This window comes from Thalassospira sp. GB04J01 (assembly GCF_000751115.1).
Lineage (GTDB): Bacteria > Pseudomonadota > Alphaproteobacteria > Rhodospirillales > Thalassospiraceae > Thalassospira > Thalassospira lucentensis.
In genome coordinates this window covers 1-22,460 of the sequence record NZ_CCDX020000024.1, presented here as the reverse complement: position 1 = coordinate 22,460, position 22,460 = coordinate 1, and the positions used below count along the sequence as shown (strand labels likewise).

20 protein-coding genes are annotated in these 22,460 nt (G+C 52.8%); 11 read left to right on the top strand and 9 right to left on the bottom strand.

Going from position 1 to position 22,460, the window contains the following annotated elements; translation table 11 throughout:
- Positions 1-15: 15 nt before the first annotated feature.
- Both AMM48_RS21830 and AMM48_RS21825 read right to left on the bottom strand, forming a co-directional pair.
- Complete coding sequence (locus AMM48_RS21830; protein WP_102785799.1) at positions 16-423, bottom strand: cupin domain-containing protein; 408 nt, start codon at positions 421-423, stop codon at positions 16-18.
- Between the two features lie 33 nt (positions 424-456).
- Complete coding sequence (locus tag AMM48_RS21825) at positions 457-1,674, bottom strand: PLP-dependent aminotransferase family protein (protein WP_102785798.1); 1,218 nt, start codon at positions 1,672-1,674, stop codon at positions 457-459.
- Between the two features lie 334 nt (positions 1,675-2,008).
- Here AMM48_RS21825 and cysD point away from each other — a divergent pair, with 334 nt between their 5' ends.
- From cysD to AMM48_RS21795, 6 genes are all read left to right on the top strand, one after another.
- On the top strand, positions 2,009-2,914 hold the full coding sequence (cysD, locus tag AMM48_RS21820; RefSeq protein WP_101304390.1) for a sulfate adenylyltransferase subunit CysD: 906 nt from the start codon (positions 2,009-2,011) through the stop codon (positions 2,912-2,914).
- Positions 2,914-4,833 carry a sulfate adenylyltransferase subunit CysN gene (gene cysN / locus AMM48_RS21815; protein ID WP_102785797.1) on the top strand — a complete coding sequence of 640 codons (1,920 nt, stop codon included), beginning with the start codon at positions 2,914-2,916 and terminating at the stop codon, positions 4,831-4,833. The genes cysD and cysN overlap by 1 nt, the downstream gene beginning before the upstream one ends.
- A gap of 182 nt (positions 4,834-5,015) precedes the next feature.
- Complete coding sequence (locus AMM48_RS21810) at positions 5,016-5,726, top strand: GNAT family protein (RefSeq protein WP_102785796.1); 711 nt, start codon at positions 5,016-5,018, stop codon at positions 5,724-5,726.
- Positions 5,727-5,944: 218 nt separating this feature from the next.
- The gene (locus AMM48_RS21805) at positions 5,945-6,883 is read left to right on the top strand and encodes a glucosaminidase domain-containing protein (RefSeq protein ID WP_158246508.1); all 939 of its coding nucleotides are present in this window, start codon (positions 5,945-5,947) and stop codon (positions 6,881-6,883) included.
- Positions 6,884-6,991: 108 nt separating this feature from the next.
- Positions 6,992-7,627 (top strand): CDP-alcohol phosphatidyltransferase family protein, encoded by a 636-nt coding sequence (locus AMM48_RS21800; RefSeq protein ID WP_102785794.1) that lies wholly within the window; start codon positions 6,992-6,994, stop codon positions 7,625-7,627.
- A gap of 161 nt (positions 7,628-7,788) precedes the next feature.
- Positions 7,789-8,892, top strand: coding sequence for an ABC transporter substrate-binding protein (locus AMM48_RS21795; RefSeq protein WP_102785793.1), 1,104 nt, complete (start codon positions 7,789-7,791; stop codon positions 8,890-8,892).
- Between the two features lie 73 nt (positions 8,893-8,965).
- Here the strand turns inward: AMM48_RS21795 and AMM48_RS21790 are convergent, their stop codons facing one another.
- The 7 genes from AMM48_RS21790 to AMM48_RS21760 form a co-directional block, all read right to left on the bottom strand.
- Positions 8,966-9,313: a hypothetical protein gene (locus AMM48_RS21790; RefSeq protein ID WP_022730163.1), complete on the bottom strand. Its 348-nt coding sequence runs from the start codon at positions 9,311-9,313 to the stop codon at positions 8,966-8,968.
- A 133-nt stretch (positions 9,314-9,446) separates the two neighbouring features.
- Positions 9,447-9,719, bottom strand: a complete 273-nt coding sequence (locus tag AMM48_RS21785; RefSeq protein ID WP_101304382.1) for a GIY-YIG nuclease family protein — start codon at positions 9,717-9,719, stop codon at positions 9,447-9,449.
- A 163-nt stretch (positions 9,720-9,882) separates the two neighbouring features.
- Positions 9,883-10,662 carry an SDR family oxidoreductase gene (locus AMM48_RS21780; protein ID WP_102785792.1) on the bottom strand — a complete coding sequence of 260 codons (780 nt, stop codon included), beginning with the start codon at positions 10,660-10,662 and terminating at the stop codon, positions 9,883-9,885.
- 151 nt (positions 10,663-10,813) lie between these two features.
- Complete coding sequence (locus tag AMM48_RS21775) at positions 10,814-11,794, bottom strand: AraC family transcriptional regulator (protein WP_146030440.1); 981 nt, start codon at positions 11,792-11,794, stop codon at positions 10,814-10,816.
- A gap of 198 nt (positions 11,795-11,992) precedes the next feature.
- Entirely contained in the window at positions 11,993-12,655 is a 663-nt protein-coding gene (locus AMM48_RS21770; protein ID WP_102785790.1) for a 2-dehydro-3-deoxy-6-phosphogalactonate aldolase, read from the bottom strand.
- Positions 12,656-12,753: 98 nt separating this feature from the next.
- Positions 12,754-13,695, bottom strand: coding sequence for a 2-dehydro-3-deoxygalactonokinase (locus AMM48_RS21765; protein ID WP_102785789.1), 942 nt, complete (start codon positions 13,693-13,695; stop codon positions 12,754-12,756).
- Positions 13,696-13,796: 101 nt separating this feature from the next.
- Complete coding sequence (locus AMM48_RS21760; protein WP_102785788.1) at positions 13,797-14,807, bottom strand: cation diffusion facilitator family transporter; 1,011 nt, start codon at positions 14,805-14,807, stop codon at positions 13,797-13,799.
- A gap of 502 nt (positions 14,808-15,309) precedes the next feature.
- Here AMM48_RS21760 and katG point away from each other — a divergent pair.
- The 5 genes from katG to AMM48_RS21735 all read left to right on the top strand — a co-directional run bounded on the left by katG (position 15,310) and on the right by AMM48_RS21735 (position 22,235).
- A complete protein-coding gene (gene katG / locus AMM48_RS21755) occupies positions 15,310-17,493 on the top strand; it encodes a catalase/peroxidase HPI (protein ID WP_102785787.1) in 2,184 nt (727 codons plus the stop codon).
- Between the two features lie 234 nt (positions 17,494-17,727).
- Positions 17,728-19,971, top strand: a complete 2,244-nt coding sequence (locus tag AMM48_RS21750; protein WP_102785786.1) for an AAA family ATPase — start codon at positions 17,728-17,730, stop codon at positions 19,969-19,971.
- 160 nt (positions 19,972-20,131) lie between these two features.
- Entirely contained in the window at positions 20,132-21,019 is an 888-nt protein-coding gene (locus tag AMM48_RS21745; RefSeq protein WP_102785785.1) for a hypothetical protein, read from the top strand.
- Positions 21,020-21,220: 201 nt separating this feature from the next.
- Complete coding sequence (locus tag AMM48_RS21740; RefSeq protein ID WP_102785784.1) at positions 21,221-21,526, top strand: hypothetical protein; 306 nt, start codon at positions 21,221-21,223, stop codon at positions 21,524-21,526.
- Positions 21,527-21,533: 7 nt separating this feature from the next.
- Positions 21,534-22,235, top strand: a complete 702-nt coding sequence (locus AMM48_RS21735) for a YafY family protein (RefSeq protein WP_102785783.1) — start codon at positions 21,534-21,536, stop codon at positions 22,233-22,235.
- Positions 22,236-22,460: the final 225 nt, after the last annotated feature.

Below are 22,460 nucleotides of genomic sequence, written 5' to 3'. Positions count from 1 at the left end.
TTTTCATCGGCAATGTTATGATCTGCGTTCGGTCAGATAATCGTCATCTGTAACCTTTTCGAGCCAATCGACCGCAACGCCATTTAACGCCTCTGCAATCGCGATATGGGTCATGGCGGTTGTATCGGTCGCCCCGTGCCAGTGCTTTTCACCCGGTTCGAACCAGACGATATCGCCGGGGCGGATTTCTTCGCGGGGGCCGCCTTCGCGCTGCGCCCAGCCAAGGCCACTGGTGATGATGATGGTTTGGCCCAGCGGATGGGTGTGCCATGCGGTGCGTGCGCCCGGTTCAAACGTGACCGTGGCCCCGCCAACCCGCGCGGGATCGGTTGTTTGAAACGGATTATCAAGGCGCACGTGCCCGGTAAAATAATCGGGGTTTCCTTTGACGGTGGGTTTTGACGCATTGCGCTGAATGTTCATTTTGATCCTCCGGACTTCTTTGATCGCAGGTTATTATTGATTGTGCACACGCTTGATCAGCAATGCCAAGCGTTCGATCCCGTCGCGGATGCGATCCGGCTTTTCGGTGGCAAAACTCAGCCGCGCGGTATTGCGCCCGGAATGATCACAGAAAAATGCCTGTCCGGGGACGAAGGCAACCTTGGCATCCTCCAAAGCGTGCTCCAGCAATTGGCGGCTGTCGATGTTTTCAGGCAAGGTCAACCAGATGAACATGCCGCCTTCGGGGCGGGTGTAAGACACGGTACCCGGCATAAATTCATCCATCGCCGCCAGCATGGTATCGCGCTTTGCCCGATAGGCATCGCGTACTGTATCAAGGTGACCCGGGAACAGTTTGCGGGCCGCGCGTAGGGCGACTTCCTGATTGATTGTCGAGACATGTAAATTACCGGCCTGCATGATCAGAACCAACCGTTCAATCACCGGACGCGGCGCACAGACCCAGCCAATGCGCAAGGCGGGCACAAGTGTTTTGGAAAACGTGCCCAGTTGAATAACTGTGCCAGCGTTTTGATCGTCCTCAACGTCATCAAGGGCGAGTAAGGAAGGCAGAACATCGCCTTGATAGGACAACTTGGAATAGGCTGCATCTTCCAAAATCACCGCACCGTATTTGCGTGCCGTTTCAAGTACGGCCAAACGGCGTTCCAGCGTATAGGACCGCCCGGTCGGGTTTTGAAAATCCGGCGCAAGGTAGGCCACGCGCGCACCACTGGCAAAGGCCGCATCAAGTTCGGCAATCACCGGGCCATCCACATCCATATTCACCCCGACATAGGTTGGGCGGCGCATCGAAAAGGCCTGCATCGCGCCAAGGTAACTTGGCTTTTCCACAATAATTTCGCGGCCCGGTTCCAACAACAAGCGGGCCAGCATATCAAGCCCCTGCTGCGCACCATTGGTGATCAGGATGTTGTCGATGCTGCGCACAGCCCCGCTTGATGCAAGGTCATCCGCGATCCAGTGCCGAAGGGCGGGCAAACCTTCGCTGATCGAATATTGCAGGCTGCGCCGACCGGCTGCATCGTCCTGCGTCAGATCGTCATAGACCGTGCGAAAAGCATCAAGCGGGAAAAGGGCGGGATCAGGCACACCGCCCGCGAATGAGATGATTTCCGGCCGATCCGTCACTTTGAGCAAATCACGGATTTCCGATGCGGTCAGTGCGTGGGCATCGCGCACAATCAAGTCATTCCACTGGACGGTCATGGCAGCTCTCTTTAGGTCAGCTTTACTGCCCATATTTGGCAAGGAACACTGACCTAAATCAAGTTTATTTTCTTATGGAGATTAATTTTGAAATAAAATTACAATCCTTACCCGGCCAAACTCTGACTCACACAAACAGAGACGAAAAACCTTGAGGCCTTGTTTCGAACATATTAAACACATATTTCAATGTTGAATTTAATCTGACTACAAAAATTTGTGTAAATATATAAATCACACTTGCCTTACGGGTCATTCCATATTACCCATCAAAGCTAAGTGAAATACAATTATAAACACATAAATTTGTGTTGATTAATCGTCAGGAAAGAGAATGCAGCCTAATCTGACCCATCTCCGCCAGCTTGAGGCTGAGAGTATTCATATCATCCGCGAGGTGGCAGCATCGTTTGAACGGCCGGTGATGCTTTATTCCATCGGCAAGGATTCATCGGTTTTGCTGCATCTGGCGCGCAAGGCGTTTTATCCGGCCCCGCCGCCCTTTCCGCTGATGCATGTCGATACCACGTGGAAATTCCGCGAGATGATCGAGTTTCGCGACAAAGTCGCGGCGGAATACGGGTTTGAGCTGATTGTGCATATCAACCAAGACGGTGTCGATCAGGGCATTGGCCCGTTCACCCACGGGTCCAGCCTGCATACCGATGTGATGAAAACCCAATCGCTAAAACAGGCATTGAACAAATACAAGTTCGATGCGGCCTTTGGCGGAGCACGGCGTGACGAAGAAAAGGCACGTGCCAAGGAACGTGTGTTTTCCTTCCGCACCGAAACCCATCGCTGGGACCCAAAAAATCAACGCCCGGAATTGTGGGATATCTATAACGCCCGGATCAACAAGGGGGAAAGCATCCGTGCGTTCCCGATCTCGAACTGGACCGAACTTGATATCTGGCAATATATCTATCTTGAGCAAATCCCGATTGTGCCGCTGTATTATTCGGCCAAACGCCCGGTTGTCGAGCGCGATGGCACGCTGATCATGGTTGATGACGACCGTATGCCTCTTCGTGCTGGTGAAACGCCGGAAATGAAATCGGTTCGGTTCCGCACACTGGGTTGCTATCCACTGACCGGGGCTGTTGAGTCAGAAGCCACCACACTTCCTGACATCATTCAGGAAATGCTGCTGACCCGATCCAGTGAACGTCAGGGCCGCATGATTGACCACGACGAAGCCGGATCGATGGAAAAGAAAAAGCAGGAAGGATACTTCTAATGGCGCATCAATCCGACCTGATTGCCGATGACATTCTCGGCTACCTGAAATCCCAGGAAGAAAAGAGCCTGCTGCGTTTCATCACCTGCGGCAGTGTCGATGATGGCAAATCAACCCTGATTGGTCGTCTGCTTTGGGATTCCAAAATGATCTTTGAAGATCAGTTGGCGGCACTTGAATCCGATAGCCGCAAAGTTGGCACCCAAGGCGGGGAAATTGATTTTGCGCTGCTGCTCGACGGGCTTCAGGCTGAACGCGAACAGGGCATCACCATTGATGTCGCCTATCGCTTCTTCTCGACCGACAAGCGCAAATTCATCGTTGCCGACACCCCCGGCCACGAACAATATACCCGCAACATGGCCACCGGCGCCTCGACCGCCGATGTCGCCGTGATCCTGATTGATGCGCGCAAAGGCATTCTGACCCAGACGCGACGTCACAGCTTTATTACTTCCTTGCTTGGCATCAAGCATGTGGTGCTGGCGGTCAACAAGATGGATCTGGTCGACTATGATCTGGCGACGTTTGATCGCATTGTGGCCGAGTATCAGGAATTTGCCAAAGACCTTGGCTATGCCTCCATCACGGCAATTCCGTTGTCGGCGCTTCGCGGCGATAACATGATTGAGGCCAGCCCGAACACCCCGTGGTATTCCGGCCCAACCTTGCTGGCCCATCTTGAAACCGTTCAGGTCGAACAGGACGCGATTGAAAAACCGTTCCGCCTGCCCGTGCAGTGGGTGAACCGTCCCAACCTTGATTTCCGGGGCTTTTCGGGCACCGTTGCATCGGGCACGATCAAACCGGGCGATGAAATTATTGTCACCGCATCGGGTCAGACCAGCACGGTCAAGGAGATCGTGACCTTTGACGGCAACCTAGACATCGCGATTGCCGGTCAGGCTGTCACACTCACTCTTGCCGACGAAATCGACATTTCACGCGGCGACGTTTTGGCACAGGCCGATGCCAAACCGGAATTTGCCGATCAGTTCGAAGCGCGCATCATCTGGATGCATGATGATCATTTGCTGCCCGGTCGTCCCTATCTGATCAAGATGGGCGCACAGGTCACCAATGCGCAGATCAGCGACCTTAAATACAAGGTCAATGTCAATACGCTCGAACATATGGCGGGCAAGACGCTTGAGCTCAATGAAGTCGGGATTGCCAATATTTCGGCCGATAAGGCACTGGCCTTTGACCCCTATGACGACAACCGTCATTCCGGGCGTTTCATCATTATTGACCGCTTCACCAATGCGACTGTTGGTGCGGGCATGGTCAACCATTCGCTCCGCCGTGCGACCAACATCAAATGGCAGGAAATGGACATCAACAAACAGGCGCGTGCCTATCAGAAAGGTCAGAAATCGGCCGTTCTGTGGTTCACGGGTCTGTCGGGTGCGGGTAAATCAACCGTTGCCAACATGGTGGAGAAAAAGCTCCATGCCATGGGCAAGCATACCTATACCCTTGATGGCGATAATGTCCGCCATGGTCTTAACAAGGACCTCGGCTTTACCGATGCGGATCGGGTGGAAAACATCCGCCGTGTGGGCGAAACGGCCAAGCTGTTTGTTGATGCGGGCGTAATTACGCTGGTGTCCTTTATCTCGCCGTTTAAAAGCGAACGTCAGTTGGCGCGCAGTCTGGTGGAGAAGGACGAGTTTATCGAGGTCTTTATCGACACCCCGCTTGAGGTGTGTGAACAGCGCGATGTGAAGGGCCTTTATAAAAAGGCCCGTGCGGGCGAGATCGCCAACTTTACCGGTATCGATAGCCCGTATGAAAAGCCGGAGAATGCCGAGATCGTGGTCAGCACGGCGGACCAAAGTGCCGAACAGGCTGCTGAGATCATCGTTGCCAAACTCGAAGAATTCGGCGTTCTGGGCGCTTGGTATCCCGATATCTGATCTTTCGATCTGATCGCTGATCAGATCCAACGTCAAAAAACCCGGCATTTTCGAATGCCGGGTTTTCTGTTGGTGCGCCCCCACAAGATTGGCTCCATTCGTTTTGCAAAACTGGCTCTTTTATATAGGGCCAGTTTTGGCCATGCTGGCCCCTTGATTACCACACACAGGATACTTCCCCGATGACCGCGCCCCACAAAGATGACTTTGGTAAACCCGTTGGCCAGCCGATTGACAACTGGTCGGGATGCGAATTTCCGCCGCGCAGCGACATGGTTGGCAATCATGTGATAGTCAGCCCGCTTGATGTTGCCCGTGATGCGCAGCAACTGTTTGATGCCAACAGCAAGGCTACGGATGGATCGCGTTTTACCTATCTTCCTACCAATGCGTTTGACGATCTTTCCGCATATAAAGCTTGGCTTGACGGCATGACTGCCAATGCAGATCCAATATTGCATGCCATCATCGACAAGGCGACAAACCGCGCCGTCGGGGTTGCTGCGTTCATGCGGATTGATGCGGCCAATGGCGTGGTTGAGGTTGGCAATATCAACTATGCCCCGGCCCTATCAAAGACCATCGGCGGGACAGAGGCCATGTATCTGATGATGAAGCGTACCTTTGATGAGCTGGGCTATCGGCGCTATGAATGGAAGTGCGACGATCAAAACGCCCCGTCACGCGCAGCGGCGGCGCGTTATGGCTTTACCTATGAGGGCACGTTCCGCAATCACATGATCTATAAGGGCCGGAACCGCGACACCGCATGGTTTTCAATCACGGCCGATGAATGGCCGGCCATCCGTGCCGGTTTTGAGGCATGGATGTCACCCGATAACTTCGATGAAAACGGCGCGCAGCGCACACGTCTGCAAGACCTTCGCGGGTAGCCCGTGCCCTGCCTGCACGCCATCGTCACCCGGATCATTCAAGGTTGAGCTTCTGCAACCTGATGTGGGTGACGCTCCTGCTATTTGCGAGGCCCCTCTCCTACGCCGAATATGACAAATACCCGCCACCCTTGGGAATTAATCGACCCGACCGGTGGCCAAGTGGTATGTTTGTTTCAAACACCTTTGGACGACACATCGAAAGCAGGAGACGTGGCATGTTGAAGTATCACACCGTCATGCGTAAATGTGGAAGTGCTGCCATCCTTGCGACCTGTATCGCAGCCGGCGGTGCAAAGCTTGCCCACGCCGATATTACCCTGCCCGTTCCTGCGCCAACGGATGTCATCCGTGTGGAACTCCACGGCTATGAACAGCTTGACAGTTTTTATAACGATCTTGGATACACGCCGGAAAGCTGGGACGCCGGGGAGCGCACCATTCCGCGCCTGTTTTTGCAAACCATCCCAGAGGCATGGCGCGATGACATTGCCGATCAACTGACAGTCGCGGCCAAAAAGCGCGTTTTCTTCCGCACGCTTGGACCTTTGACATTGCTGGCAAATGAAGAAATCGCCTTTCAGCAAGAAGTCCTGAAAGACGCCATTGCCAACAATGACAGCGCTGTCATTGGCGAGCTCGCCAGTCAGTATCGCATTACGTCCGCCCCGGACGATCCGGCGACCATAGCCGAACTTGAAAACCGTATCGGCCCCGTTCCGGCATCGCTTGCCATGGCGCAGATGGCGATTGAAAGCGGCTGGGGCACATCGCGATTTGCTGCCCATGGCAATGCGCTGTTCGGGCAGTGGACCTATGACGGGGAAGGCATCACGCCCGAAGAACAACGCAGCCATCTGGGCGATTATAAAATCGCCGCGTTCAAAACGCCGTTCGGGTCAGTGCGCGCCTATATGATGAACCTCAACACCGGATCGGCTTATAAAGAGTTCCGCACATTGCGTGCCAAGATGATCGCGGAAAGCAAGCCGCTGTCGGGCATGGCACTGGCCGAAACCCTGACCCGCTATTCCGAGCGCGGCGAGGTGTATGTCAAGGAAGTCCAGGCCGTCATTCGCCAAAATAAGCTCATTCAAGTTGATGAAGCTGTTTTGGAAGATAGCCCCTATTACAATCTGATCCCGGCGGGCCAGTAAACCGGGACGCCCGCATGTCTATTGATGGATTTGTAATCTGGTGATTTTCATTTATCGGACGTTCGGCATATAGTTGCCGCCGCAATGGTTTAACCGGATGATCTGCTTATGTTTGATGCCCGCCTGCGCCCGCTGATTGATAGGCCGCTCAATGCGGTTGCCAGAACCCTTTCGGGGACTGGTATTACGCCAAACGTCATCACCGGGTTTGGCTTTTTCCTCGGCCTGCTTGCTGCCGGTGCACTTGTCCTTCAGCTTGACTACGTCGCCCTTGGCCTGATCCTTGCCAGCCGGATCATGGATGGTCTGGATGGGGCGGTTGCCCGCAATGCAGCGCCCCGGTCGCGCCATCCGGGGGCCAAAAGTCAGGAAAGTGATCTTGGCGGCTATTACGATATCGTTGCCGATTTTCTGTTTTATTCCGGGATCGTTTTGGCCTTTGCCATCGGGCGGCCTGAGCATGCATTGATGGCGGCCTTCCTGATTTTCTGCTTCGTTGGCACCGGATCAAGTTTTCTGGCCTATGCCATTGTTGCCGCCAAACAGGATCGCAATCACGACAAACAGGGCAAGAAAAGTTTCTATTACCTGACCGGCATCACCGAAGGCAGTGAAACCATTTTTGTTTTGTGTCTGATGTGTGCTTTTCCGAAATGGTTTCCCCAGATCGCGGTAATCTTTGGCGCACTTTGCCTGATGACGACCTTTGGCCGGGTTCTCCAAGCCCGGCGCGACTTTGGCTAGGGTCAGACCTATTAATTTCACATCACATCCCCGTTGAAGCACAGCCGTCGCAACGCCATATCCAAAGATATCTGCCTGCCCCCTCATACTTAATACGCCTGACAAAACCCGTTTCCTGATGATGACAAAAGCAACAATCAATCAACAAGGCAAGGCGCCGAATGACGTTTATCAGAAGCCTGTTTACTGTGTTTATCGGGTGTTTTTTCGTGGCGTCCTGCGATCAATCCGGGCCAGTTAAAATCGGGTTTATTGCCGAATTATCCGGTGCAGGAGAAGACACCGGGACCGCATCGCTTAATGCGTTGAAACTTGCCGCTCAACAAATCAACACCGCGGGGGGCATCAACGACCGGATGATCGAAATCATCCCGCGCGACGATAAAAAAAGCCCGGATGTCGCCCAACAACATGTCCGGGAATTCAAGGAACTTGGTGTTGATGCCATTGTCGGCCCGATCATAAGTTCCATCGGGATGGCCATGCTGCCGGTGATTAATGAGCTTGATATCGTCACGATCTCGCCGACTGTATCGGCGGCTGAATTCGCCGGTTTTCGTGACAACATGTTTCGCATGAATTCGACCACCACTCAGAATGCGCGTGCCTATGCGCGTCACAATATTGATCTTGATCGCAAACGCATTTCCATCGCCCTTGACGGTGAGAACGAAGCCTTCACCGAAAGCTGGTATCACGAATTTCTGCTGGAATTTGACGCACTCAATGGCCGGGTTGTTTCCAAGGTCTGGATCAATGTTGATGACACACCGCTTTCCAACATTGCCCAAAAGCTTCTGGCCGAGAACCCCGATGGGATCATTTTGATTACCAATGGTGCAGACAGTGCGCGTTTATCCAAGGAAATCCGTAAGATTTCCGATGATATTGCGCTGTCTGCGGCCGAATGGGCCGGATCGGAAACACTGATTGATATGGGGAGGGATGCGGTCGAGGGCATGGAACTTGTTCAGGCCTATGATCGCTATGACCCAAATCCGCGTTTTCAGAAATTCGTTGCGGATTATACCGCAATGTTTGATGAGCACCCCGGATATACTGCGGTTTTAACGTATGATGCGGCGACCGTGCTGTTTGCGGCGCTCAAAACCAAACATCCCGATCAACGCCTTTCTGATGCGTTGGTGACCATGCCACCGCACCCTGGCCTTAATCAGGAACTGATGTTTGACCAGTTCGGCGATGGCAACCGGGGTATTTATTTCGTGACCATTCGCGATGGAAAGTTCATTCACCAAAAGTAACTTTTCCATCAAAGCCCAACAAAAAGCCCCGCACATGCGGGGCTTTTTGTTTCAGGCGAAAACGTGTGTTGTTTTAGTGATCGCTTTCTTCAAGGAAATGATCGCCAAGGCCGGTATCATATTCCATGCCGTCCTTGGTCAGAACGATGCTGCCCGGATAGCCTTCCTTGACCAGACCTTTACGGGTCAACACAACCCAGACGGCGGGGTTATCAAAGCCACTGGCATCGCGTGCGGCAACGGTGAACTGCCCGACATGGACATGATCGCCATGGGCATGGGGCACACGCAACAGCGTGCCTTCGCCAGTTGCCGCGTCGATCTGACCGGAATTTTCATCGCGTGCGACGATCTGTGCCAGCACAAGCGTGCGGAGCTGCAGTTTATTGAGTTTCAGTGGATTTTTGCGAACGATTGCCATGATCTGGTGTCACCCCGGTTTTAAAACATATTTGCAAGCAGATATCTGTTACTTGGCGCGATGATGCAAGCCCTGTTTTCAACAACTGTCCTGTCAAAGTTCCTGTCAAAATGCAGTGATAAAGCCAGTGACTTTATCCACCCGCCAACATCTTGCGCAGCTTGCGATCGCGCTTGAGATGCCACTCACGACTCATCGCCTGACCAAAGGTCCTGAAGCGTTCAACATAGACAAGGTCCCACTGTCGGCCCCGCGTGGTTTTCGCCCCCTTGCCGCTGTTATGCGTCGCAAGGCGGGCCGCAACATCGGTGGACCACCCGACATAGGTGCGCGGCAGTTTACTGCGGCTTGATGCCGGATCAAACCCCACCTCGCGCAGCACATAGACAAAGGTAAAAGATGCCATTTTCTACCCTGCCATCCTTTGTCGTCCGCTCCGTGATATGTTGGAATTCGTTTCATGCTGTGGCGAAAACGACTGACTTCGAGAACCGACGCGCGAGCGCAACGTTGGTACGTGAGCATCGGAAGCGCAGAAGCCAGCCGTTTGCAGACCAGTATGGGACGAATTAAAGGGTGGAGTTGAAGGCCCCGCCATCGAGCAACACATTCTGCCCGACCATGAATTTCGCGTGTTCGCTGCACATAAAGGCACAGGTCGCCCCGAAATCAAGCGGATCCCCAAAACGCCCGGTCGGAAGACCGGCCTGCGTTTTGGTTCGTGCGTCTTCAAGGCTGATGCCTTCATTTTTCGATTTGTTGGTCATCAGGGCATTGATGCGATCGGTATCATGCTGACCGGGCAAAAGGTTGTTCATGATCACCCCATCCTTGGCGACCTGACGCGACGTCCCGGCGACAAAACCGGTTAACCCGGCACGTGCACCGTTCGACAAACCAAGATGCGGAATTGGCGATTTAACCGACCCCGACGTGATGTTGACAATCCGGCCCCACTGGCGCGAAATCATGCCCGGAAGGACTGCTGTGGCCAGCAAGATCGGGGTCAGCATGTTTGACTGAACCGCAGCTTCCCACTCGGCCTGTCCCCAATCGGACCAGATACCGGGGGGCGGACCACCGGCATTATTGACCAGAATATCGGGCGCATCAACGGCGGCCAGAACCTTGTTGCGGCCTTCTTCGGTGGTGATGTCGCAGGCAACCGTCGTGACGTTTACGCCATAGGTGTCACGGATATATTCCGCCGTTTCATTCAGCGGCCCTTCGGAACGCGCATTAAGCACAAGGTCAACACCGGCCTCTGCCAGCTTGATCGCACAACCACGGCCAAGCCCCTTGGATGATGCACAGACAATCGCCTTACGGCCCTTAATTCCCAGATCCAATGGATCCTCCCATTTTTGGAATTCTTACAATGGCAGGAATTTAGCCCGCACTTGATCGCCGGGTCAAACGCCGTTCATGACAAAGTGCGTTTATCCCCGAAAACACGGTACAGCAAGATCGAAATGGCCGCGGAACCAGACAGCCGATACTTCACAAACGTCGGCGCAGGGTTTCGGATGGAACAACACCGAATTGGCGCGCATACATCCCGGAAAACCGGCCAACATGCCCGAACCCCCATTTGCGGGCGATGGTTGCAACAGTATCGCCTTGTTGGGCAGTCAGAAGGTCATTATGCGCCCCGGTCAAGCGCACTATTCTTGCATAGGCCATCGGGGCCATACCGAATGCCTCTCCGAATGCAGATTGCAAGGTGCGATAACTGCAACCCGAATATGTCACAAGTTCTTGCAGACCAATAGATTGCGCCGCATGGGCGTGAATATAGTCACGCGCGCGTTTGACGTAATGGGGCATTGCCACTCCTGCGGGCTTGCCATTGAGCACGTCTGAATATGAATTTGGCAGCAACATCAAGATGTTTGTCAAAAGCATATCACGCAATTCAGAGCGGATCTGGGGGTTATCAAACTGTGTGAGCGGCCCATCAAGTGCATTTGCCACATATTGCAGCGTATTGCGGACGTGCTGCGTTTCGGGTCGTTTCAGGTCAAGTTCTGGACCAAAAACCAAATCATTGTGGATGATGTCTTGTCCCGTCAAGGCTTGCGCATGTGCCCGCAGCACAGAAAGCGACAATTGCGTCCCAAGTGTTGAAAAGTTGTCCTCAGTCGCGGACAACGGCACACGCATATTGCGGATCAGCCCAAGGTCAGGCGAAATATTGCATTCATGCTCCCCATGGCGTACCTGTGCAGAACCGCCAGTCACAAACATGAAAAACAGGTCTTCTTCGTCAATAGAAGGTGTTTTGATATGAATGCGCCCGGTGCCAAATGACGCATATATCAGCCCAATATCTGCAAGCTCGGCAAAATGGATCGCAACATCCACGTCACGGTTCGTACCGATCACATCAAGGGCGTCAATACTGTTCAGATGGGACAAAACATCACGGGCTTGATGCAGGTCTTGTGATGCAAACACCTGATGATTGAGAAGATAGCTCACTGTTGTTTCCCCGGAAAAGACACTCCTCCCCCAAAGAGTGGATCCGGTTGATGCATTTGATGTCACATGCTGGAATTTTTCCGTCAACAGGAACGCTGCTAATTTCCTACATCCCAACCACAGTTACAAGCAATTAAATGCAGTCAGTGATTGACCGAAACGCCCCTCATTTAAATCCAGAGATAAACGCATTGGTCCTCAGGCGCCAAACACGGCGTCATGTGCACGAACATAGGCAACAGCCGCCTTGGAAACATCATCAACCGTCATGCCGGGCTTAAAGATGCCTGATCCAAGGCCAAATCCGTCACAGCCCGCCTTGGCATAGGTACCAAAATCATCTGTGCCAACACCGCCAACCGCATAGACCGGCATGGTTGCGGGCAAAACCGCGCGCATTGCCTTGATGCCATCCGCGCCAATGATGCTGGCGGGGAAAATCTTAAGCCCATCGGCCCCGGCCTTGATCGCGGCAAAGCATTCGGTCGGGGTCAAAACGCCCGGCCATGATCCCATGCCGAGTTCCTTGGTCTTTTTGATCACGTCGGTATCGCAATTGGGCGAGACAATGAACTCCCCCGTGGCGGCCTTCACAGCGGCCACATCTTCGGCGGTCAAAACCGTCCCGGCCCCGATCAGGGCAGCATCACCAACCGCCTGTTTCATCAGGGCAATGCTTTTAAGTGGTTCTGGTGAATTCAGCGGCACCTCGATCATGGTGATCCCGGCGGCGACCAGTGCGCGCGCCATATCTGCCGCCTCGTCTGGTGTCACGCCGCGCAGGATCGCAATCAGTTTGCGATGGCCGTTTGGCGTTGCTGCGTCGGTGATCTGATCATTGACCGATGTCGGATATGCCATGTCTGTCATCCTGTATGTAACGCCCGTCAACCGGGCTGTAATTCTGTTTCAGGCTCTTTTGAGCCCGTATCTGGTCATCGCGATCTGGTAATAACGGCTTATCCGACGACAACGCGGTGCGCACGGGTCAACCCGGCCAGCGTAATCGCCGCCCCATCCATCGGGATGGCCTTATGATGATGAACCAGCAAGGCCGCCTGATACAGCGATGCCAGCTTCCCCGCCCCGATCAGCGCGATTTCGTCACCCGCCTTGAGCAGGCCGAGCACATCGGCAATTTCCGCCCCGATCACCGCCCCGGACAGAACCGACGCCCCCGGTGGCACGACCGCACCGTCCTTGGCAACAAGGGCACCGGCGCGCACCGTAAACAGGCTATGGAGAAACCCGCTGGGTTGCGCCTTGGCGGCCAGCACCGCATCGGCAAAGGCCCCATCATCCCACGTCTCATCGACTGAATGGCGCAGGATCGAATTTTGCGACAACAGGGCAAAGACCTCGCCACTCATATAGGTGCGAAACGCGGTAATCTGACCATCCGACAACCGCGCCCATTTTGAATGGGTTCCGGGCAAACAGACCCAGCCGGAAAAATCGGGATGCAGCGCCATAAAGCCGACAAGCTGGGTTTCCTCGCCGCGCATCACATCAGCATCGCCGCGCTGACACAGGCCGGGCAGAATGGACACCGAAATGCGCGGATCGGTAACGTCCGGGCGAACAGCCCCCATGGCCAGATCAGCCGGTGCCGTTGGCACTTCGCAGTACGGCGCTTCGCGCCAGCCCTGCTTGGCCCCGGCCATGCCGCAAATCACCACCGGGATCGCCTGACCATCGGGCACATCTGCGGGCAACCAACCGTCAATCAGGTCGATCAAAACCCCTTCGAACGACAGTTTTTCGTCACCGGCAATCGCATTCATGCCAAGCGGGCTGCTTTGGGTGGCAAGGATGTTAGCGCTATCATCCATCGCCCAGACCCGCAGGTTGGACGTGCCCCAGTCAACCGCGATCCAGCTTGGCAAGGTCTTTTGTTCCATTGGTGACGCGGCTCCCTACCTGTTCAGTCCCGGTGATATCGTTGCTTGATTTTATTCCTCATACAATTTGCCAGACCTTTGGTCAATCCGCCCCGGCGGCTTTATGCCGGGTGGCCCGTATTTTGGGTTTCCTTGGCCGCACGCACCTGATCAAGCAGGTCCTGATGCGACAGCCAGTTTTGCGCCTCGATAAACACCTTGGAAACTTCGGGAACCGCATGGCGAATATCGATTTCAAGCCGCGACACGGCGGCTTCAACCTCTGGCGAGGTCAGCCTGTCGCGAAAATCAACACTGATACAGACAATCAGGCTTTGCGGCCCAAGATGCAGCGTGATGATCTCATTGACCTGCAAAATACCGGGAATGGCCGAGACAATATTGTCGATCTTTTTACGGCTCGGCACATTGGCACTTTCGCCGATCAAAAGCCCCTTGCATTCAACCGCCAAAAAGAACGCGGTGACGGCCAAAATAATGCCGATCACAACAGACGCCAGCCCATCAAGTACGGGCATATCAAAACCATAGGCCGCCGCAATGCCAACGCACGCCACCATCAGCCCCAGCAAGGCGGCGGAATCTTCAAATAGTATGACAAATACGGTCGGGTCCTTGCTGCTGTGGACCGCCTTTAGGATCGGTATATCCGGGTGCTGTGCGCGGAAGGTCCGATAGGCGGTGCGGAATGCCGCGCCTTCAAGCAGCATGGCAATCACAAGGATCGAAAACACCACGTGATAGGTGCGGATATCAATCCCGAAAACGCTCGCGACCACATGCACATCAAGCGCATGAGGATGGATCACCTTATCCACCCCTTCCCAGATCGACACACCGGCCCCCAGCCCGAAAATCATCACCGCCACAAGGAACGACCAGAAATAGGTTTCCTTGCCATAGCCAAACGGGTGTTTTTCATCCGCCTCCTTGGCCGACAGCTTCAGCCCCAGAAGCAAAAGCCCCTGATTGCCGGTATCGACCAGCGAATGAATGCCTTCAGACATCATCGCGGCCGAGCCGGTAATCGCCGCCCCGCCAAACTTGGCCACAGCAATCAGGAAATTGGCCGCTGCTGCCATATAGATGGCACCCTTGGAAGAATGAGACATGCTTGATACGCGATCCGTTCTGTGTGGCGTAACGCCGAAAACCGGCGACCTGCCACAATGGAAAATGAAAAAAGCCCAAATGAAAAAAGCCCGATGGGCAAAGGCGTTACCCGCAGTCTAGGCTCAGGCAACACCAAACACCACCATGCAAATCATCGACTGAAACTATCGAAAATAACAAAAATAACTATTTTACCTATACACTCCCGACCGGTACCTTTGTCATTCTGACGGGAAAAACCGGTCAGAACGTAATTTAAGGGCCTTGTCTTGTTGCACTCTCTGAGTTGATCATTACCTTTGAAGATGAAATCCTAGCGTAGAAATACAACTGCATTCACAATGGTTTTGGTCACATAAACATCTCGGGAGACACCAACCAGAAGGCGATACAATACGGTACCCCACAAGGTGCCGTAGGGTAATCCGCATCGCTTTTACGGCTGCACGATATGGGTCAAGAGGCTGTTTAAAACATCTCAAGCCACGACGGGAGAGAGAAATGGACGGAAAACACACAGCAGGCAAATGTCCGGTAATGCACGGTGGTCAAACCGCGCTGGGCACCACGGTTACCGATTGGTGGCCCAATGCGCTGAATTTTGACATCCTTCATCAGCATGACACCAAGGTCAATCCGCTGGGCAAGGACTTCAACTACGCCGAAGAACTCAAAAAGCTCGACGTCGAGGCGCTTAAGAACGATCTGCGTGCGCTGATGAAAGACAGTCAGGACTGGTGGCCAGCCGATTGGGGCAGCTATGTCGGCATGTTCGCCCGCGTGGCATGGCATGCGGCCGGGTCCTATCGCCTTGCCGATGGCCGTGGCGGTGGTGGTACCGGTAATCAGCGGTTTGCCCCGCTTAACTCCTGGCCCGATAACGTCAATACCGATAAGGGCCGCCGCCTTTTGTGGCCGATCAAAAAGAAATATGGCAACAAAGTTTCCTGGGCCGATCTGATCATCCTGTCGGGCACCATTGCCTATGAAGTGGCCGGTTTGAAAACCTTTGGCTTTGCCTTTGGCCGCCAGGATATCTGGCACCCGGAAAAGGACATTTACTGGGGGGCGGAAAAAGAATGGCTGCAACCCAGTGAAAGCCGTTATGACGATGTGTCCAAACCATCGACCATGGCCAACCCGCTGGCTGCTGTTCAGATGGGCCTGATTTACGTCAACCCCGAAGGGGTCAACGGCCAGCCCGACCCGGCCAAAACCGCCGAGCAGGTCCGCGAAACCTTTGCCCGCATGGCGATGGACGACGAAGAAACCGCCGCCCTGACCGCCGGCGGCCACACCATTGGCAAATGCCATGGCAACGGCGATGCTGCGAACCTGAGCGAAGAGCCCGAAGCCGCCGATGTCACCGCACAGGGCATGGGCTGGATGAACACCAAGGGCCGTGGCATTGGCCGCGATACCGTTGTTTCTGGCATCGAAGGCGCATGGTCGAAAAACCCGACCGAGTGGGATATGGGCTGGTTTGATCTTCTGTTCGGCTATGAATGGGAATTGAAAAAAAGCCCGGCCGGCGCATGGCAGTGGATGCCCATCGACATCAAAGAAGAAGACATGCCGGTCGATGTCGAAGACCCGTCGATCAAATGCATGCCGATCATGACCGATGCCGATATGGCGATGAAGGTCGATCCGACCTATAACGCGATTTGCCAGAAGTTCATCAAGGACCCGGCATATTTCTCCGATACCTTTGCCCGGGCCTGGTTCAAACTGACCCACCGTGACCTCGGCCCGAAGGCGCGTTACCTCGGCCCGGACGTGCCAAAAGAAGACCTGATCTGGCAGGACCCGATCCCGACGGTTGATTACACGCTTAGCGGTGCCGAAATTGCCGACCTTAAGGCCAAACTTCTGGCATCGGGTCTGACCTCGGCCGAGCTGATTGCGACCGCGTGGGATTCCGCACGCACCTATCGTGGGTCGGACATGCGTGGTGGTGCCAATGGCGCACGCATTCGCTTGGCCCCGCAAAAGGATTGGGCGGGCAATGAGCCTGCACGCCTTGCCAAGGTGCTTAAAACCCTTGAAGGCATCCAGTCTGGTTTGGCCAAGAAAGTCAGCATCGCCGATCTGATCGTCCTTGGCGGCACGGCGGCGGTTGAAAAGGCCGCCCATGATGCCGGTGTTAGCATCTCGGTCCCGTTTGCACCGGGTCGTGGGGACGCCACCGACGATCAAACCGATGCCGACAGCTTTGACGCGATGGAGCCACTGGCCGATGGTTTCCGCAACTGGGTCAAGGAAGACTATGTCGTCAGCCCGGAAGAAATGATGCTCGACCGCACGCAGCTTCTGGGCCTTACCGCCCCTGAAATGACCGTGCTTGTTGGCGGCATGCGTGTGCTTGGCACCAACCATGGTGGCACCAAACATGGTGTGTTCACCGACCGGGTGGGCAAATTGACCAATGACTTCTTTGTCAATCTGACCGACATGGCCAACAGCTGGAAACCGGTGGGCGACAACCTGTATAATATCGTTGATCGCAAGTCCGGCGACACCAAGTTCACCGCCACCCGCGTTGATCTGGTGTTTGGCTCAAACTCGATCCTGCGGTCTTATGCCGAGGTTTATGCCCAGGATGATAACCACGAGAAGTTCGTCAAGGACTTCGTGGCGGCTTGGACCAAGGTGATGAATGCGGATCGGTTTGATCTGGCGTGAGGCTTTGTGCCTTTGAGATGATTTGGATTGGAGCTTTTGGGCTCTGAGATGGGAACACCCCCGGCTGTGAGGCTGGGGGTGTTTTCTTTTTTTGATAAGCAAGATGAATAAGACACCTCTCTTCTCATTGATCTGCGCTCTATGTTTTTTTTCTAATTTAATTTTTGAGTGTAACGATAGATGCATATACACTTAAAATTACATATGTTGAATGTATTTTGAAGGCAGAGCAGAATGCTTAAAGAAATTGAACTGAGAGATGTAGCCACTTACGATGCCGTTGGCCAAAAGCTTGAAAACCTGACACCAGTCAACTTCATTTACGGCGCAAATGGTTCGGGAAAGACAACCATTTCCCGAGTAGTGAACTCCCCCGATTCTTTTGATAACTGCTCAGTGCTTTGGACCGGCAGCAAGTTGCAGTTAAACACCTACAATCAAGACTTCATCGAGCAAAATTTTCACCAAACCGGAGATTTGAAGGGAATATTCACGCTCGGAGAAGAGTCAAAGCAGCTAGTTGAAGACATCGAGAACGCAAAGAAAGAAGTTGATAATCTTAGAAAAGATATAGATCAGCTAACTAATACACTTGATGGCCACGACGACCAACTTGGTAAACGCACAGAAAAATCTGAGCTCGAGAAACAATTTGACGAAGACATGTGGGCCTTCAAGAAAAAGTATCAGGACACTTTTAAAGAGGCCCTAAAGGGAACTTTGGGGAAAAAGCCTGACTTTTCAGCCAGAATCCGGAAAGCTCATACCTCTCAGCACACAACGAAAGAAACAACCATTGAATTAGCAGAACGTTATACTTCTCTATTCGACAAAAATTTAGATAAAGCTCCCCTACTTCCCTTCTTCTCTGTCGATCACATAACGAAGCTAATCAACAATGAAATACTTCAAAAAGTGATCGTTGGGAAAGAAGACGTCAGCGTTTCCGACTTGATAAAAAGGTTGTCGAATTCAGACTGGGTACGAGAAGGTATGCAGTTTCTAGAACACTCAAATGATTTATGTCCGTTTTGTCAGCAGAAACAGCCTCATAACTTAAACGATGAGCTTAATGCATATTTTGATGAAGCATATACGTCAGACATCAAAGCCGTTCGAATTCTTTTGGATAAATACAAAACAGAATGGGAAAGCATTAAAGATACAGTTCAAGAAATAGAGCAAACTCAAACCGATTTTGTAGATCAACAAAAACTCAGCAACCAGTTCGAACTTTTACAACAAAAACATGAAGCGAACTTGAAATCAATTTCCAGAAAGATTGAGGAACCAACCCATAAGTGCAATCTCAACGATCTGTCCCCATTACTTCAAGAGATTCTCGATTTAATTCTCACTGCAAACGATAGAATCAGAGTGCACAACCAATTAGTTGATAACAAGTCATCTGAAAAAGAAAAACTTAAAGATGATATTTGGGCATATATCGCTACAGATGCCGCGGAACATATCAACATATTTCAGCAAAAAATTACTGCTGTGGAGAAAGCAATTGAGAGCATCGAAAAATCAATAGAGAATAAAGGATCTACACTCGACAAGAAAAATATCGTCCTAAACAACTTGGAAAAAAAGGGAACTTCAATTCAAGGTTCGGTCATGGCGATAAATCAAATATTGAATGACTTTGGTTTTAAGGGATTTAAATTAGCCGTATCAGAATCCACTGGTTACTATCGCATTGTCCGACCAAATGGGAGTGATGCTAAAACGAGCTTAAGTGAGGGTGAAAAAACCTTCATCACTTTCCTCTATTTTGTTCATCTACTCCGAGGAAGTATCACGCAAGACAACGTAACCTCTAACAGAATTGCAGTCATAGACGACCCTGTTTCTAGCCTAGACAGTGAAGTTCTGTTTATCGTCAGCACTCTTATCAAAGGGATTATCTCTTCAATTTTCGACGAATATTCGCCGATTAAACAAGTTATACTCCTCACTCACAATATGTACTTCTTTAAAGAGGTCGCGTTTTCAAGCACGCACGCACGTAAAGGTAAAAAGCCAAAAACAGAAAGCTATTGGCTTGTGACGAAACGCGACGAGGTGTCTACCATAGAGAGACACTCAGAAAGCCCGGTAAAATCAGCTTATCAAATGCTTTGGGATGAAATTAAAAGACCAAACAACTCCAAACATACAATTAGGAATACCATTCGTCGCATTCTTGAGTACTACTTTACGACAATTGGTAATCAACAGCTAAATGACCTACCAGATTTCTTTGATGGGTCAGAGAAACATGTTTGCAGATCATTAATTTCCTGGATTCATGAGGGTTCTCATTTCACAGATGACGACTACACAGTAGTTCCCAGTATCGAAACGGTAGAACGCCAGTTAAATGTTTTTCAACGAATCTTTGAGGTTACCAATCATCTATCTCATTATGAGATGATGATGGGAATAACATTGGTCGAACAGACGGAAGAACCCGCAGATCAATCTCAAAACTAGAATAAAAGGGAACAATTCCCTTTTTAGCCCCAACGCCGTTGAACAGCGGCCTAAACGGCTCACGCAAGTTGTTCGTCCCACAAATCCGCATTGCGCTGTTCGGGACCACGATAAAATCGTATCGTAAGAAAAGGAACTGAACTTTTAAGGGAAAGATCGGTTGGCCTATATCCGGGATCACTGGCAGGGGAAGCATCCGCTCGGCTATGCGCTATTGATCAACCTGATCGGGCTGCGCGCTGTCATCCTGTTTGCCGACCGATATACCCTCCCGCCCTTTATCCCCGACCGCACCGACGCCCTGATGGCAACCATCCTCTTCATCCTTCTGGGGCATGGCGTTGTCTTTGTCTGGCAGGTGACCGGCGTGCTGCGCGCCACCGGGCAGCAAACCAGCAGTCTTTCCGGCATCTGGACAGTCGTTGCCTATGGCACGATTGCACTCTGTCTGGCCTTCACAGCACTCAGCATTGCCACATCTTTCCGGGCCTTGGCGCCAGAACGGTTTATCGTCGTAAGCCCAACCGCCCTTGAAGATGCCCGTGCACGTCAATATACGCTAAGCCTCAGTGACGATGGCAAACGCATTCATATTGCCGGGATATTTACCCTTGGCATGACGCAAAAACTCACCGCCCTTGTCGATCAAAACCCCACCGTCACCGGGGTCGTGCTGCATAGTGAAGGCGGGCATATCTATGAAGGGCGCGGTGTCGCCTATCTGATCCGGGATCGGAAGCTCGACACCTATGTGTTTGACACCTGCAAATCCGCCTGCACAACCGCCTTCATCGGCGGTGCCAAACGCCACCTCGGCCCAAACGCCCAGCTTGGCTTTCATCAGTACAAGCTTGAACTCCAATCCCCGTTTCCGCAGTACGACCTCAAAGGCGAACAGGAAAAAGAAATCAAATTCTATCGCCAACAAGGCATATCAGAGGATTTTCTTGCGCAGGTTTTCCTTGCCCCCTCGTCGGGCATCTGGTTTCCGAGTACGGAGGATTTGGTGAGGTCCGGTGTTGTCGATGAGGTTGTTGGGGATCAGTAGGACGGGCGACAAGCAAGGGAATGGGCTTTATTCATTGCGCTTAAATAACAGCAAATCGGACATTGTTGCCGTTCGAGAACCGCGTTCCAGTGTCCTTTTCTCAGGTATCAACTTCCAGTTTCGCCACCTCAACTGACATAATATGTCAGTTGAGGTGGCGTAGTAGTGGCGGATCGCTTATAAGACAAACAGGAGTATCCAATGTCAAAGAATGTAATCGAAACCGTCACCTTCAAGCTCAACGAAGGTGTGAGCCGCGAAGACTTTGTTGCCGCCGCAAAAAGAATGAGCCCCTGGGTCGTGGCCCGTCGCGGCTTTATGTCCCGTCGTCTTTCATGGGCAGAAGACGGGACATGGATAGAGCATATCCAGTGGAAAGACATGGACTCCGCAAGAGCCGCTGCGGCCGAGATCAGCAAAGAGCCTGGGAACGCCGACTTCCTCTTCGCCATCAACGGACCGACTGTCCAGCTCACGCATTCCGAGCTGGAAGTGGTCATCGACTGACCCATTCATGCAGCGCAGCGAGCGACTTGCGGAAATCGTGGAGATCGTCCGAGACGGGCGGCTTCATCTTGCCCGCGACATCGCAGATGCGCTCGAAGTCTCCGTTCGTACTGTCTATCGGGACATCGACACGCTTGTGGCGTCCGGTGTTCCGATAGATGGAGAGCGCGGTGTGGGTTATCTGCTGCGCGAACCGGTCTTTCTTCCCCCCATGGCGCTGTCATTTACGGAGCTTGAAGCACTCAGTCTTGGGATGGCAATCGTGCAAGAGGCCGCCGACGAGGAGCTGCAAGCCGCCGCGGCGGCTGTGATGAACAAGGTGGGTGAGCATGCGTCGAACCGCCGTCAGGCTCCCAAGTCCTGGGGATTTGGTGTCTACGCTTTCGAGCGGGCTCAGGAGGGGTTCCGACATATGCCACTGATCCGTCGCGCGATCCGCGAGGGGCTCAAGCTTCGGATCGACTACCGGTCTCTGGATGACCGGAGTTCCATTCGCGTGATCCGTCCGCTGCAAACCGAATTCTGGGGTCGCGTCTGGACGTGCTCTGCCTGGTGCGAGCTCCGCAATAGCTTCCGGGCCTTTCGGATTGATCAGATGCAGCACTGCGAACCGACTGGGGAAGCCTTCCAGCCGGAAACAGGCAAAACCATTGAGGACTATCTGAAACATGTCGCAGACCAAATGGATCGAGATCGAGACCGTTCATAGGTTCCCCCAAGAGCTTGAGGACGTCGTTTAGCGTTGTCACGTAAAACTATTTACCCATGCCCGACATAGTAAGACACCACACGGTCGGATGACGGATGGGTTAGAGGATGTGGGACGCCGCAGTCTGCGCGCGACCTGTCGGTCGTGCTCAACCTTCAGCTTAAAATCGCTCCACTGGAGCGATTTCTTCACAGCTTCAGCCTTCAAGTTATGAGCACAGGCTCA